General features: G+C 70.2%; 15 protein-coding genes. 9 read left to right on the forward strand and 6 right to left on the reverse strand.

Annotated elements, in window-relative coordinates:
* Positions 1-49 precede the first annotated feature (49 nt).
* Positions 50-364, forward strand: coding sequence for an NIPSNAP family protein (locus OG912_RS36290; RefSeq protein WP_327713047.1), 315 nt, complete (start codon positions 50-52; stop codon positions 362-364).
* Positions 365-369: 5 nt separating this feature from the next.
* Positions 370-915: an MOSC domain-containing protein gene (locus OG912_RS36295; RefSeq protein WP_327713048.1), complete on the forward strand. Its 546-nt coding sequence runs from the start codon at positions 370-372 to the stop codon at positions 913-915.
* Positions 916-943: 28 nt separating this feature from the next.
* On the opposite strand, the gene def is transcribed toward OG912_RS36295, so the two are convergent.
* Positions 944-1,603: a peptide deformylase gene (gene def / locus OG912_RS36300; RefSeq protein ID WP_327713049.1), complete on the reverse strand. Its 660-nt coding sequence runs from the start codon at positions 1,601-1,603 to the stop codon at positions 944-946.
* 110 nt (positions 1,604-1,713) lie between these two features.
* Here def and OG912_RS36305 point away from each other — a divergent pair, with 110 nt between their 5' ends.
* Positions 1,714-2,289: an ArsR/SmtB family transcription factor gene (locus OG912_RS36305; RefSeq protein WP_327713050.1), complete on the forward strand. Its 576-nt coding sequence runs from the start codon at positions 1,714-1,716 to the stop codon at positions 2,287-2,289.
* Between the two features lie 60 nt (positions 2,290-2,349).
* Here the strand turns inward: OG912_RS36305 and OG912_RS36310 are convergent, their stop codons facing one another.
* The gene (locus OG912_RS36310) at positions 2,350-2,724 is read right to left on the reverse strand and encodes a MerR family transcriptional regulator (RefSeq protein ID WP_327713633.1); all 375 of its coding nucleotides are present in this window, start codon (positions 2,722-2,724) and stop codon (positions 2,350-2,352) included.
* Between the two features lie 53 nt (positions 2,725-2,777).
* Here OG912_RS36310 and OG912_RS36315 point away from each other — a divergent pair, with 53 nt between their 5' ends.
* Positions 2,778-3,971 (forward strand): alkene reductase, encoded by a 1,194-nt coding sequence (locus OG912_RS36315; protein ID WP_327713051.1) that lies wholly within the window; start codon positions 2,778-2,780, stop codon positions 3,969-3,971.
* On the opposite strand, the gene OG912_RS36320 is transcribed toward OG912_RS36315, so the two are convergent.
* Together OG912_RS36320 and OG912_RS36325 are read right to left on the reverse strand one after the other, a co-directional pair.
* A complete protein-coding gene (locus OG912_RS36320) occupies positions 3,898-4,536 on the reverse strand; it encodes a DUF1707 SHOCT-like domain-containing protein (protein WP_327713052.1) in 639 nt (212 codons plus the stop codon). The genes OG912_RS36315 and OG912_RS36320 overlap by 74 nt on opposite strands.
* A 123-nt stretch (positions 4,537-4,659) precedes the next feature.
* Positions 4,660-5,574, reverse strand: coding sequence for a LysR family transcriptional regulator (locus tag OG912_RS36325; protein WP_327713053.1), 915 nt, complete (start codon positions 5,572-5,574; stop codon positions 4,660-4,662).
* Positions 5,575-5,848: 274 nt separating this feature from the next.
* Here OG912_RS36325 and OG912_RS36330 point away from each other — a divergent pair, with 274 nt between their 5' ends.
* Together OG912_RS36330 and OG912_RS36335 are read left to right on the forward strand one after the other, a co-directional pair.
* Entirely contained in the window at positions 5,849-6,949 is a 1,101-nt protein-coding gene (locus OG912_RS36330) for a M20/M25/M40 family metallo-hydrolase (protein WP_327713634.1), read from the forward strand.
* Between the two features lie 58 nt (positions 6,950-7,007).
* The gene (locus tag OG912_RS36335; protein WP_327713054.1) at positions 7,008-7,505 is read left to right on the forward strand and encodes a hypothetical protein; all 498 of its coding nucleotides are present in this window, start codon (positions 7,008-7,010) and stop codon (positions 7,503-7,505) included.
* A gap of 48 nt (positions 7,506-7,553) precedes the next feature.
* On the opposite strand, the gene OG912_RS36340 is transcribed toward OG912_RS36335, so the two are convergent.
* Entirely contained in the window at positions 7,554-9,206 is a 1,653-nt protein-coding gene (locus OG912_RS36340; protein ID WP_443061061.1) for a penicillin-binding transpeptidase domain-containing protein, read from the reverse strand.
* A gap of 217 nt (positions 9,207-9,423) precedes the next feature.
* Here OG912_RS36340 and OG912_RS36345 point away from each other — a divergent pair, with 217 nt between their 5' ends.
* Both OG912_RS36345 and OG912_RS36350 read left to right on the forward strand, forming a co-directional pair.
* A complete protein-coding gene (locus OG912_RS36345) occupies positions 9,424-10,296 on the forward strand; it encodes a LysR family transcriptional regulator (protein ID WP_327713055.1) in 873 nt (290 codons plus the stop codon).
* Positions 10,297-10,301: 5 nt separating this feature from the next.
* Positions 10,302-11,207, forward strand: a complete 906-nt coding sequence (locus OG912_RS36350; RefSeq protein ID WP_327713636.1) for a serine hydrolase — start codon at positions 10,302-10,304, stop codon at positions 11,205-11,207.
* A 91-nt stretch (positions 11,208-11,298) separates the two neighbouring features.
* Here the strand turns inward: OG912_RS36350 and OG912_RS36355 are convergent, their stop codons facing one another.
* On the reverse strand, positions 11,299-12,006 hold the full coding sequence (locus OG912_RS36355; RefSeq protein ID WP_327713056.1) for a DUF2470 domain-containing protein: 708 nt from the start codon (positions 12,004-12,006) through the stop codon (positions 11,299-11,301).
* A 436-nt stretch (positions 12,007-12,442) separates the two neighbouring features.
* Here OG912_RS36355 and OG912_RS36360 point away from each other — a divergent pair, with 436 nt between their 5' ends.
* Complete coding sequence (locus OG912_RS36360; protein WP_327713057.1) at positions 12,443-12,964, forward strand: hypothetical protein; 522 nt, start codon at positions 12,443-12,445, stop codon at positions 12,962-12,964.
* The last annotated feature ends 85 nt before the right edge of the window (positions 12,965-13,049 follow it).

Here is a 13,049-nt window from a genome sequence, read left to right on the forward strand (position 1 = left end):
CGGCATCCACCCGTCCGGGATGTGCCTCCGCTGAGGCATCATGTCGTCGGTGATCACCATTCATCTGAAGTACGAGATCGACCCCGACCGCATCGAGGACTTCGAGGAGTACGGCCGTCGATGGGTCGTACTCGTCAACCGGTTCGGCGGCACCCACCACGGCTACTTCCTGCCCAGCGAGGGTGACAGCGACATCGCGTACGCGCTCTTCTCGTTCCCCGGCTTCGCCGAGTACGAGCGCTACCGGACCGACAGCACCACCGACCCCGAGTGCCAGGCCGCATTCGAGCTGGCACGCCGCACGCGATGCATCCGACGGTACGAACGCCGCTTCCTGCGCCCCCTCGACGTGACGGAGAAGTGAGTGCCATGACGGCGCGCGTGACAGCTGTGAGCAGCAACGGGACGTACGCGTTCAGCAAGCCGAACCGGGCGGGCATCACTCTGCTCGCCGGTCTCGGCGTCGAGGACGACGTCCATGCCGGGGAGACCATCAGGCACCAGTTCCGCATGACGTACGAACCGGAGCTGCTCAATCTGCGCCAGGTGCACCTCATGCACGAGGAACTCTTCGACGAACTCGCCGGAAAAGGGTACGCCGTTGCCCCGGGTGAGCTCGGCGAGAACATCTCCACCCGGGGGATCGACCTGCTCGGCCTGCCCACAGGCGCGCTGTTGAACCTGGGCGGGGAAGCGATCGTGGAAGTCACGGGGCTGCGCAACCCGTGCGCGAAAATCAACACGCTTCGGCCGGGCCTGCTGAACGAGATGTTCGAGATCGATCGTGCGACCGGGGACTTCACCTTCAAGGCCGGGATCATGGGCGTGGTCCGGCAGGGAGGCCGGGTACGACCCGGCGACCCGGTCGGCGTCGATCTGCCCGCAGGCCCGCTCCGGCCGCTGGAGCGCGTCTAGGGTCGGCGGACCGGCCCTGCGAACGGCGCTACTTGCCCAGCTTCTCGGCCACGGCCGCCCGCCGGGCGAACATCTCGTCCTTGGACGCCGCCATCTCCCGCAGGGCCGCCCTGCGCTCCCGCTGGGCCAGCCGGTCCAGATACAGCTGACCGCGAAGGTGGTCGGTCTCGTGCTGAAGGCATCGCGCGAAATAGCCCCGGCCCTCGATCACCAGCGGTGCGCCGTCCTTGTCCCGGCCTCGTACGACGGCACGGTCGAGGCGGGGCACCATCCGGTAGGGACCCGGAACGGACAGACACCCTTCGGACTCCTCGACCAGACGGCGCTCTCCGGCCGGAACCTCGACCAGGACCGGATTGGCGATGTGCCCGACATGACGTACTCCCCACTCGTCCGTGATGTCCCACACGAACAACTGCAGATCCACGTCGACCTGGTTGGCCGCAAGTCCCGCGCCTTCCGCCACCTGGTTCGTGGCGAACATGTCGTCGATCAGTTGCGACAGTTCCGGCGTGCCGAACCGGGTGACCTCCGGACACCGACGCCGCAGGATCTCCTCCCCGACCACGGTGATGCGTCGCACCGAACCGCGTCGGACCTCCGGAGCGAGCCGCGGATAGGACTCCACCGGTTCTCCCAGGACACGCACCCGGCGGTCCTGGGCAGTGTTGTCGAGCCGAACCGTCATGGAACATCAACGCCTTTCGCACCCGCTCGGACGGCGGCCGGAGCAGTAGGCCGCGGCCATTCCGCTGGGCAGCTTGACCGATTGCTTTGCAAAGTAGCACTCTTTGCAAAATGAGCGACGAGAACCGCCAAGTTCCCTGCGTGGACCCACTGCTGCATCGCGCCCGCCGACAACTGCCCGATCACCCGCTGCGTGTTGCCCTCCTGGACCTGCTCGCCGAGGTCGGCACGGTTACGTCCACGGAGGCCGCCGTCCGCCTCGGCCACAGTTCCGGACTGTGTTCGTTCCATCTGCGCCAGCTCGCCCGGCACGGCCTCATCGAGGAAGCGCCGCACAACGGTGGCCGCGCGCGGCCGTGGCGGCTTCGCTGGGAGCAGTCCGGGAGGAGTGGCGGACCGTACACGGAAGAGCCGGAAGAAGGTGCCGCGTCGGCACGCGAACTGGAGGACGCGAGCCATCAGCACTGGCTGGATCACCGGGAGCAGGCACCGGAGGAGTGGCAGCACGACGAGTCCTTCAGCGCCGTGGTCCACCTCACCCCGGCGGAGATGGCCGAACTCGGTGCCGCGATACGCCGCCTGCTGGCCGGCTACCGCGACCGGGACCAGGGGCTCGCCGGCCTCCGGCCCGACGGCACGGAGGCCGTGGCCGTGGTCACCCGGCTGTTCCCGCTTCTCGGCCGGTGAGCCGCCCGCCCGAGCGCGCGCAGCCCGACGACCGGGGCGATCGGCGGAGGAGGGCCCGGTCTACGCCTGCTCCCCAGGGGCGCCTGCCGCCGTGTCGATGACCGCGTCCAGGACCTCGCGGGAGCGGACCAGATCGTTGATCATGCAGTCGATGCGGTCCCGTTCGGTGGTGAGCTCGGTGACCAGCAGCGGGGTGGCGTGCAGAGACGGACCGCCGTCCTCGTCGCGCATGCAGGGCAGAATCCGTGCGATCTTCGAGCTGTGGAGACCGGCCGCGTAGAGCTCCTGGATGCGGATGACCCGGTCGACGGCTCTCGCGGGGTAGTCACGGTGACCGCCCGGGGTCCGGTCGGCCGCCAGCAGCCCTTGTTCTTCGTAGTAACGCAGTGAACGCTCACCGACACCTGTGCGAGCCGCCAGTTCACCGATCCGCATGTCCACCCCCACGACTTGAATCTCACATCAATGTCAGGTTCTACGGTACCGGCATGACGCACACGCAGCAGGCACCCGCCACATCCCGTCTCTTCGAATCCGCCCGGCTCGGTGGCCTCGGACTCGCCAACCGCCTGGTCATGGCTCCACTGACACGTAACCGCGCAGGGACCGACGGCGTCCCTGGCGAGCTGATGGCCACTCACTACGCACAACGCGCCTCGGCCGGCCTGATCATCGCCGAGGCCGCGACTCCGAACGCCGTCGGGCAGACCTACCCCCGCATCCCGGGCATCCACAGTCCCGCGCAGATCGCCGGATGGCGCCGGGTGACCGAAGCGGTACGTGCGGCCTCCGGCCGGAGCCCGATGTTCCTCCAGTTGCAGCACGGCGGCAGGGTGGGCCACCCCGATACCAGCGGCCACGTCCCGCTTGCACCGTCAGCCGTGCGCTGTCCGGAGACGCTGACGACACCGAGCGGGCTCCAGGAAGCTGTCGCGCCTCGTGAGATGTCGTCGCGGGACATCAGGTCCACCATCGCCGATTTTGCCGCGGCCGCCCGCAACGCCGTCGAAGCGGGTTTCGCCGGTGTGGAGGTGCATTCCGCCAACGGCCATCTGCTGCACCAGTTCCTGGCCGGGAACACCAACCGCCGGACGGACGAGTGGGGCGGCCCGGCAGCGAACCGGACCCGCTTCACCGTCGAGGTGGTGCGGGCCGTCGCGGAGGCGATCGGCCCGGAACGGGTCGGCGTACGCATCTCGCCCGGAGCAGGTGTCAACAGCGTGGAAGAGGGCGATACCGAGGCCATCTACGCGGCGCTTCTGCCCGCACTCGCGCGCATCGCCCCGGTCTATCTGCATCTGGTCCGGGCCGATCCGGACCTGCCCCTCTTCTCGGAGATCCGCAAGGCATGGCCGGGCACGCTGATCGCCAACCCGGCGCTGTCACGCGAGGAGGCAGCGGCCGACGGCGGCATGAGGCGAGGGGAACGGCTCCTGGCGGAGGGCGCCGACCTGATCGCGCTGGGCCGCGGCTTCCTCGCCAATCCCGACCTTGTGGAGCGACTGCGCACCGGCGCACCGCTCAACGAGATCCGCCCGGAGTTCCTGATGCACGTACACGGGGAGGAGGGGTACAACGACTATCCCCCGCTCGGACGCGCGGGGCGTGTCAGCGGCCTTCGGCCTTCGGAGGACGGCGGCGTATCAGTTCCGAGAACCTCCGCCGCGGGGGCCGGGCGATGATGTCGCCGCCGCGGGACTGTCCGGTCAGCTGTACGTGCAGGGAGCGGCGCGCACCCTGACCGGAATCGGGACTGATCTTGATCTCCCCGCTGCTGCGTACCAGGCCGTCCGTGTCGACGACGATGCCCGGCCTGGTCACCAGAATCAGGTTTCCCCCGACGCGCAGGTCGACATCGATGTGAAGAGTGCTGTGGGTGATCACCGCGTCGGTGAAATCGAGCTTCGCGTCGCAGAACATCAGCCGGATTTCCATCCGGCGCGGAACGAGCCAGCGGCCCGTTCGGCTGACATCGCCGAAACGCTGGTCGATCCTGACCACCTCCTTCGCCTGCGGTGGCATTCCCTCCGGGGGCAGGTCGGCGGTCAGCCCGGCCAGCTCGCCCATGGTGCGAGCAGACAGGGCGGCGTCCAGGCGCTCGTCCAGCTCGTCAGCGGTGAGCCGGCCGTCCCCGGCGGCAACCTGAAGGATCTCCACGACCTGGTCCCGATCCCGGTCGGATGCCCGTAGCTCGGGCCTTGTGCCATGTCCTGAAGAGTCGTCGGCCGACTGCAGTTCACCCGTCATACATGCATTTTGGCCGAGGGGCCGGGGCCGTGCAACGGCCTTGATCGCGAGTGCGCACCTGGCCGACGGGTCGAGGCTGTGCGCACACGGAACGGCAGGCCGGATGAAGCGGTCGGGCTGCGCTCAGCGGACCGGCCTGTGCGCCGGATCCTGGGAGCCGGCCGCGGCACGCAGCAGGTCGCGCAGTTCCAGGGCGGCCGGGAGCGGGGTGGTGGGCAGTGCGACGTGTACGGTCCGGCGCAGAGCGGGGTCCGTGAGGCGGCACAGGGCCAGTGTGCCGGGGACCGCCCGTGCGGCCAGCGAGGGGACCAGGGCCACCCCCAGCCCCGCGGCGACGTAGCCGAACTTTCCGGTCCATTCCGCGATGCGGATGACCTTCCTGGGGGTGAAGCCCGCTCGGGCGCAGGCGTCCGCGAGCATCGTCGGGCGGTCACCGTACGCGCTCTGGAGCCAGGCCTCGTCCCGCAGTTCGCGAAGGCCGAACGTACCGGCTTCCGCCAGCCTGTGGCCCCGGGGGAGTACGACGCACAACTCGTCCTCGCACAGCACCGTCGTGGTGACACCGTCGGCCTGCGGCAATCCGGACGGGTAGTCGCTGACGACGGCCAGGTCGAGGGCGCCGTCCATGAGCCGCCGCATGAGGATGTCGGTCGGACCCTCGGATGCCGCGACCTCGACACCCGGCCGGGTGTCGAGGAGCGAACGAAGGGCTCCGGGTACCAGGGAGATGTTGGCGGTGGCGAACGCACCGACGTGCAGCAGCCCGCCCTGACCGGCGTGGAGAACGGCCAGTTCGCGTTCAGCCGTCGCCAGCCGGTCCAGCACGTCGGTCGCGTGCCGGTGCAGCGCGCGACCGGCGGGATTGAGTCGTACGCCCCGGGGCAGCCGGTCGAACAGCGGGCCGCCCGCCTGCAGTTCCAGCGCCGCGATCCGCCGGGACACGGCGGACTGCGTGTAGTTGAGCCGAATCGCCGCCTGTGTGAACGAACCGCACTTCGCCACGGCCACGAGCAGCCGTAGCGCCTCGTTCTCGAACATCCGCTCACCACCTCCCGGCTATCGACTGCCTCGCCCGTCATTCTCGCCCCTCGCATTCCTCGGACGCATGGCTTCCATGCAATCCCGTCGCTGGTGGAATGCCATGCCCCGCCCTAACGTCGTTCGCACGGCGGTGTTGCAGCACTGATACGCGTTCCGCCCCTTCATCCACGGTCCAAGTAGCCCTAGGGAGAAGTGTGTTGTTACAACGGCAAGCGATGACGAGGTGTACCCGGTGACGGGGGAGAGGGAGGGCGTCCTCTCCCTGCCGACGATGCTGGCCGACGTGGAGGAACTCGTGCGGTGCGAGTCCTTCTCGTCCGACCTGGTGGCGGTGGCGCGCAGCGCGCGGGTGGTCGGCGCCCTCGGGGCGAGGCTGCTGGGTGTCGCGCCGGAACGGATCGTGACCGGGGGCGTGAGCCACCTGCGATGGACCTTCGGCACCCCGAAGGTCCTGCTGGTCGGGCATCACGACACGGTGTGGCCCATGGGCTCGATCCGGAGCCGTCCCTGGTCGGTGGCGGCCGGCAGAGCGCGGGGGCCCGGGGTTCTGGACATGAAAGCGGGTCTGGTGCAGATGTTCCACGCGCTGGCATCCCTCCCCTCACCGGAGGGGGTGTGTGTGATCGTCAACGGGGACGAGGAGGTCGGCTCCACGACCTCCCGGCAGCTGATCGAGCAATCCGCCGCCGGGTGCGCGGCCGCGTTCGTGCTGGAGGCGGCAGCCGACGAGAGGGGCGCGCTCAAGACCGCCCGCAAGGGCACGTCGCGCTACGAGATCGTGGTGCACGGCAAGGCCGCGCACGCGGGCCAGGAACCCGAGAGGGGAATCAACGCCACCGTAGAGGCCGCTCACCAGGTACTGTCCGTCGCCGGCCTGGGAGTCTCTGCCGCCACGGCCGCGGACGGTGGCCCCCTGGGCCCGGCAACCATCACGCCCACGCTCCTGTCGGCGGGAAGCGCACGCAACACCGTTCCCGCACAGGCGCGGCTGACGGTCGACGTACGGGCGCCCAGCGCGGCGACGCAGGAGGCGATCGACGTGCTGGTACGAGGGCTGACACCCCGGATCCCCGGTGCGCGACTGGAAGTGCGGGGCGGTGGACAGCGGCCGCCCATGGGCCCGGAGTCCTCCGCCGTGCTGTTCGCCCTGGCGTCGAGGATCGCCGTCGAACAGGGGCAGGAACCGCTGAGGGGGGCGTCCGTCGGTGGCGCATCCGACGCCAACTACACCGCGGCGCTGGGCTGTCCGACGCTGGACGGACTGGGAGCCGTGGGCGCCGGAGCGCACGCGGACTCCGAGTACGTCGATGTCACCCGGATGGTTCCCCGGGCCCAGCTGCTCGCCGAACTCGTCGCGCGTACGAGGCGATGAGGTGCTTCTTCGTGCCGGGCAAGTGGACCGTGACACATCCTCCAAGGAGACGATTCGGATGAGACCAGGTGTGAACGGGTTCGGTATGGGCGAGGCGTGCGGCGACTACGCCGTCGCGGGAGTGGGTGGCGCGCTGGCGCAGACGGGAAGGCGGATGCTCATGACGCTGTGTCTGGTGCTGCTCGTCCTCCTGGCCGTCAAGCAGCCCACGGGGGCGTTGGCCAAGGGCGTTGTCGTCACCGGGATCATGCTCGCCGTGTGGGGGCTGACCCGCGCATGGGGCCTGGTGTCCGCCCGGCTGGGGCTCCGCAGGTGCTACCTGTTCCCGGGCGGCCTGGTCGTCACCGGCCTGTTCGGCCGGCCGCGAGGGGTCGTGGCATGGAGCGAGGTGACGGCGCTCAACGTGATGGTCACGGGGTCGCTCCTGATGGCCTTCCACCGGTTCGAGGTCGAGAGACGAGGGGCCGGACGCCTGGCGTTCCTGGCCATGGGCATGGAACCGGGGCTGGTCGAACCTCTGCTGAGCCGGGCGGCAGCGAACGGCGTGGGGCGCTGACCCCGGTCTCGACCGCGGCCAGCGCCCCGTCCGGGTACCGCAGTCGGCTCAGCCGGCCAGATTGCGCAGGAACCGTGCCGCGACCGGGCCCGCGTCGGCACCGCCGGACCCCCCGTCCTCCAGGAGGACTGCCCATGCGAGGTCGGAGTCGCCCTGGTATCCGATCATCCAGGCGTGGGTGCGGGGCGGCTTCCCGGTACCGAACTCAGCCGTTCCGGTCTTCGCGTGGGGGCTGCCGGGGAGCTCCCGCAACGCGTGGGCGGACCCCGAGGTCACCGTGGCGCGCATCAGCTCGCGGAGCTGACCGGTGACCTCGGCGCCGAGCGCCGCCGGTGCGGTGAACCTCTTCTTCACCGCGTCCGGCACCAGCACCGGCTGGTTGAACGTTCCGCTCTTGACGGTGGCCGCGATCGACGCCATGACCAGCGGAGACGCCTGGACACGTGCCTGACCGATGGTGGCGGCGGCCTTGTCGTTGTCGCTCGTCGTGGCAGGGACACTGCCGTCGTACGTGGTCGTGCCGACGTCCCAGCTGCCGCCGATTCCGAACGCCTGGGCCGCGTCCCGCAGATCGGTGCTGGAGAGCTGGCTGCGGGCGTTGACGAAGTATGTGTTGCAGGACTGGGCGAAGACATCGGTGAAGGTCGAGCCGGCAGGGAGGGAGAACTGTCCCTGGTTCTCGAAGCGCTGACCGTCGACGTGCGCGAACTTGGGGCAGGCCGCGGCATCTGTGGGCCGGGTGCCGCCCTTCAGCAGAGCCGCTGTGGTGACGACCTTGAAGGTGGAGCCGGGCGGGTAGCGCCCTTCGAGCGCGCGATTGAGGCCACCGGGCCGGTTGACGGCGGCGAGGATGTGGCCATTGCGCGGGTTGACGGCGACGATGGCCGCGTTGTTCTTGACCTCGGCCACGGCATCGGCCGCCGCGGTCTGGATGCGCGGGTCGATGGTGGTACGAACCGGACGGCCTTCGGCCGGCGCGGCTGAGCCGAGGTTCTTGATCGCGAGCCCGCTCTGCCGGTCCGCGACGACGAGGGACTTGCCGGCCTTCCTGCCGCCGGAGAGCACCTTGTCGTACCGGGCCTCCAGCCCCGATGTGCCCTTGCCGCTGACCGGGTCGACGATGCCCACGAGTGACGCGGCCTGAAGCGGCCGCCCCCGGCTGTCGAGGACCTTGGCCCGGGTGCCGTCCGTCTTGAGCGCGAGTGTCTGCCCCGGACTCAGTTCCGGGTGGATCATCGGCGAGGTGAATTCGACCTTCCACGTCCCGGACGTGCGGTTCACCTCGGCCCGGGAGCGCCAGGTGATCTCGCCCGCACCCGGAACCTCCATGGCCACGGAGAAGGGGAAGAGCACTTTCCCGTCCTCCTTCTTCTGGCCGTCGCCGCTCACCAGGGTGGTCCTGGACGGCTTGAGGTTGGTCAGGACCGACGTGAGGAGCGACGCGGCGTTGTCGGGTGTGTCGGTATGGCGCGCGGCCCCTTTGGCGTCGTGCCCCGCCCATGCTGCGAGGAATGCCGTCATGGGCTTCCGGGCGGCTGTCACCTGCGGATCGTCCTCCTCCGCGTCGCCGCCCAAGAGGCTGAAGGCGACGTAACCGCCTGCGGCCAGCACGAGAAGGGCGGCGACGATGCTGAGCAGTCGCCTTCCGCGGCGCCGCGGCCCGTATCCCGTGTGAGTGTTCCGGCTGCCGGCACGCGTCAAGGTGCTCTCCGTTCTGGGTCCGGCCTGATCGGCCTGCCGGAGACGACCCCCGGCGTCCACGGGGGCGCAGCCGTGCGGGCGGGTCTTCGCAGGCCCTGCCGAAGCCCTCGCGGGCAACCCCCGCCGGGAGTCAAACCCGCTGCCCGACCGAATGTCGAATACGCTCTCGACATCAAGGGGATTCGCAAGTCGTATCGCTGCATGTCAGGGGGGCGCAGTGCTGACAGAACGGCACCTGGAAATCTTTGTCGCGCTGGCGGAGGAGGAACACTTCGGCACGGCGGCCCAGCGGGTGGGCATCACCCAGCCACCGCTCTCGCAGGGCCTGCGCAGGCTGGAGGCACTGCTCGGTGTTCGCCTGTTCGATCGCGAGCGGGGGGTGTTCCTCACCGAGGAGGGGGCCCTGCTGCTTCCGCACGCCCGCCGGGCTCTGGCGGCGCTCGCGGAACTCCGGGAGACCGGCGCCCGCGAGCACGCGGACGGCCGTCGGCTCCGACTCGGGCTGACCCCCGAGGTGCCGACGCCGCTCGCAGCCGATGCGGCAGCCGCGCCGGTCCGGGCCGGCGAGCGGACCAGGATCGGCATGGTGACGGCGTCGACGGCCACGCTGCTCGGCGACGTCGAGGCCGGGCGTCTCGACCTGGCGGTGATCCGGCATCCTTCGGTTCTGCACGGTCTGTCCGCAGGCCGCGTGATCCTTCTGCCGACCTGGGTTCTTGTCCCCGACGGCCTCGAACAGGCCGGTGGCGCAGTGCCGTTGGGACTCCCGGTCGCCGTGCGTCCGCGCGCCGAGGCGCCGGCGGCCCATGACCTGTTCATCGACACCCTGGCCGGCCGCGGGCGCCGGGTGGAGACCGTGGTGGTCGCCGATGAGCGCGCCGGTCTCGCCATGGTCGCGTCAGGTCAGGCGGTGCTGGTGACGGCGGACGGCGCGCTGACGGCCTCCGGAGTCGTGCGCCGCGCGGCGACGGAGCCCCCGCTGCCTCTGCGGCTGCGCGTGGTGTGGAACCCGCGACGTCCGGGTTCGAAGGAGACGGCGAGGACGGCGCAACTGCTGGAGAACGCATTGGCCCGGAAGGCGGCGCTGTGAAGGAAATGCGGCGCGGCATCGGTGTGGAGCGCACCATCCGCGCCATGTTCGACGACGCGGGTGTCCGGGGCTGGCTCCACGTGGCGGAACTGCACCGCCCTTCGGCCCAGGTGGCCATCGACCCCGACGAACAACTGCCGATGGGTTCGGTCTACAAGGTGCCGCTCATGGCGGCCTTCTGCCGGCTCGCGGATGCGGGTCTGATCGACCCCTGCCGTCGGCTGACCCTGGAGCCCGCAGACCGCGTCCCCGGCCCGACCGGCGTCTCCATCCTTCGCGACGCCGTCACCATGTCACTGCGCGACCTGGTGACGCAGATGATGAGCATCTCCGACAACACCGCGGCCGCCGCCGTTCTCCGGGCAGTCGGCGCCGACGTGGTCGACGCCATGTGCCGGGACCTGGGCATGCCTGACACCCGCATCCACGGGGGCGTCGTCGGCACGCTCCGCCGGCTCGTCGCCGAAACGGGTGCCCGGTCGCTGGACGCTGCGATGGCGCGCGTGAGCGACAACGACGCCGTCGTGCCGGTGGACGTGTACGACCCTGCGTTCAAGGCGTCCAGCACGGCGTCGGACATGGCCCGACTTCTGCGCGCGATCTGGACCGGCCGGGCCGCCTCCGAAGAGCGCTGTGCCTACATGCGCGAGGTCATGCGCAGCCAGCCGTGGACGCACCGGCTCGCCTCCGGGTTCCCCTATGACGACGTCACCGTCTACGGGAAGACCGGCACCTTCGGTGCGATGCGCCACGAGGCGGGTGTCGTCGAACTCGCGGACGGAAGCACCTACACGGCGGTGGTGTTCACCCAAGCCGCCCGTGCCGACAGCAAGTTGCCCCGCGCCGACGCCGTGATCGGGGCGGCGGCGCGGGCCGCTGTGGAGGAACTGCAGGGAACCCTGGACGCCTGAGAGCGTTCCGTGTCGCGGCCGCGCCGACGAGGCGTGGGGAACCGTCGCCTGCCCGCCGCGGACACGGCTGGGCACCGCTTTTGGTGCGCGGTCAGGCGAACAGCCTGCTGGGGTGAGAAGCGCGACGGGCGGCTGCCAGCAGGGCGTGGATCCGGGGGCCGGCGTGGCCCAGCTCGGTCATCGGCGTTGCGAACGGCAGCCGTACGTCGCGCCGTGTCCGGCGGTACTCCAAGCGCAGGGTGACGCCGTACCGGTCCAGCGCGACGGGCAGGGCGCGCAGCATGCTCCTGTCCGGCCTGGGGCGGACGAGACGCAGCAGTAGCGGAACCAGTTCTGCATGACTGTCCATGAGGTGGGTCAGCATGTCCGCCTCATGTGTGGTGATGGGATCGGGGGTTGCGGACTGCAGCGCGGACAGCGGGACGAACGTGCGGCCGCTGTCGTCGTCGAGAACCGCTTGGCCGAACTCCATGCAGATGCTGTTTGTGGCATCGGCGTCGTAGTGGGCGGCCAGCAGCCCGGTCAGCGTGACGCGGGCACGCAGCCGGTCGCGTACGGGCGTGGGTGCGATGTCCGTGAACTCCAGCCGGACCGGGACGGGCGCTGACGGATGTGCGGGGCCCGTCCCGGACGGTTCGTGGAGGTGGATGCGGCCCATGGCGCCCGTCCCGTCGAGGCGGTGGACCTCGACGGGGTCGAGGCCGTCACTCACCACCGTCATCGAATGCGCTGCGATGAGGATCGACCGCATGCGTTCGGCGGGAGTCGGCTGCGGGCTGCTGGCGCTGGAAGGGCGCATCCAAGGTCTCCTGAGGGGCAGATGGCGAGATCCGGTTACTTAGGCATGCCTAACCTAACCTATTGGTTGGAGCGGTGGGACGGGTCGGGGGGCGGCGGGGTCGGGTCTCCGGCTGTCGACCGCCGGAACCGCTGACGGGCGGGACTCCGGTTTCGGCCGCCTCGAAGTCCCGTCCGTGTAAAGGTTTTCCGCTGGTTCCCTCGTTGATGAGGGCGACCGCCGGAGGGGCCGCCGCGCCAGGGAGCCGGTGCGTGGCCGGGCGGGGCGCGTCGACGATCCGCGTGGGCCGCGGAGGTGCTGCTCCATTCGGCGCCGCGCGGCCGCGGCCGAGTGGCGGCCCGTCCGGGGGGCACCTAGCGTCGCCCAAGTCGAGGGGCATTGCTCGCTTGTGCGGACAAAAGGTCCACAGCTGCCGCTCGAGAATCCGGAGAACCTCATGCGCGTGATACGTGCTGCTTCTGTCGCCCTGCTCGGTGCCGCCGCATTCGGAGTCGCTGCTCCGGCGGCCCTTGCCGACGACGGGAACCACAACATCACGTCGTTCGGCTTCACCGTCTCCCCGTCGACGGTGGCCCCCGGCGGCACCGTGACCCTCAACGCCACCGGGTGCGAGGTCCCGTCCGTGACCGTCACCTCGGGTGTGTTCGACACCGTCACTCTTGAGGAGGGGCGTTCGGCCACCGCACGCGTCGATGACGACGCCAAGCCCGGTGCCGAGTACGAGGTCACCTTCGACTGCAAGGGGGAGAAGGGGACCACACCGCTGACCATTCGCGAGGGCTCCGGCCACCACGACCAGACGGGTTCGGTGATGCCCGGCAACGGCGTCCGTGCCGGTGCCGGTGGCAGCCTCTCCGGCATGAGCCCGGGAGAGGTCGGCGCGGGAGCCGCACTCGTCGTGGGCGCGCTCGGATTCGGCGCCCACAAGATGCGCCGCCGTTCCGGCGGCAACGCCTGACCGCGAGAGCGCCGACGGACCGGGCCTTCGCGGGCCCGGTCCTGGCACCACAGGACCGAAATGCGGTGAAGACGTGCACAGAGCC

It is taken from the genome of Streptomyces sp. NBC_00464, from assembly GCF_036013915.1.
GTDB lineage: Bacteria > Actinomycetota > Actinomycetes > Streptomycetales > Streptomycetaceae > Streptomyces.

Bases quoted from the DNA above. Each gene is read 5' to 3' on its own strand.
- OG912_RS36295 (WP_327713048.1), top strand. From the start codon at position 370: ATGACGGCGCGCGTGACAGCTGTGAGCAGCAACGGGACGTACGCGTTC.
- def (WP_327713049.1), bottom strand. From the start codon at position 1,603: ATGACGGTTCGGCTCGACAACACTGCCCAGGACCGCCGGGTGCGTGTC.
- OG912_RS36305 (WP_327713050.1), top strand. From the start codon at position 1,714: ATGAGCGACGAGAACCGCCAAGTTCCCTGCGTGGACCCACTGCTGCAT.
- OG912_RS36310 (WP_327713633.1), bottom strand. From the start codon at position 2,724: ATGCGGATCGGTGAACTGGCGGCTCGCACAGGTGTCGGTGAGCGTTCA.
- OG912_RS36315 (WP_327713051.1), top strand. From the start codon at position 2,778: ATGACGCACACGCAGCAGGCACCCGCCACATCCCGTCTCTTCGAATCC.
- OG912_RS36320 (WP_327713052.1), bottom strand. From the start codon at position 4,536: ATGACGGGTGAACTGCAGTCGGCCGACGACTCTTCAGGACATGGCACA.
- OG912_RS36325 (WP_327713053.1), bottom strand. From the start codon at position 5,574: ATGTTCGAGAACGAGGCGCTACGGCTGCTCGTGGCCGTGGCGAAGTGC.
- OG912_RS36330 (WP_327713634.1), top strand. From the start codon at position 5,849: ATGCTGGCCGACGTGGAGGAACTCGTGCGGTGCGAGTCCTTCTCGTCC.
- OG912_RS36335 (WP_327713054.1), top strand. From the start codon at position 7,008: ATGAGACCAGGTGTGAACGGGTTCGGTATGGGCGAGGCGTGCGGCGAC.
- OG912_RS36350 (WP_327713636.1), top strand. From the start codon at position 10,302: ATGCGGCGCGGCATCGGTGTGGAGCGCACCATCCGCGCCATGTTCGAC.
- OG912_RS36355 (WP_327713056.1), bottom strand. From the start codon at position 12,006: ATGCGCCCTTCCAGCGCCAGCAGCCCGCAGCCGACTCCCGCCGAACGC.
- OG912_RS36360 (WP_327713057.1), top strand. From the start codon at position 12,443: ATGCGCGTGATACGTGCTGCTTCTGTCGCCCTGCTCGGTGCCGCCGCA.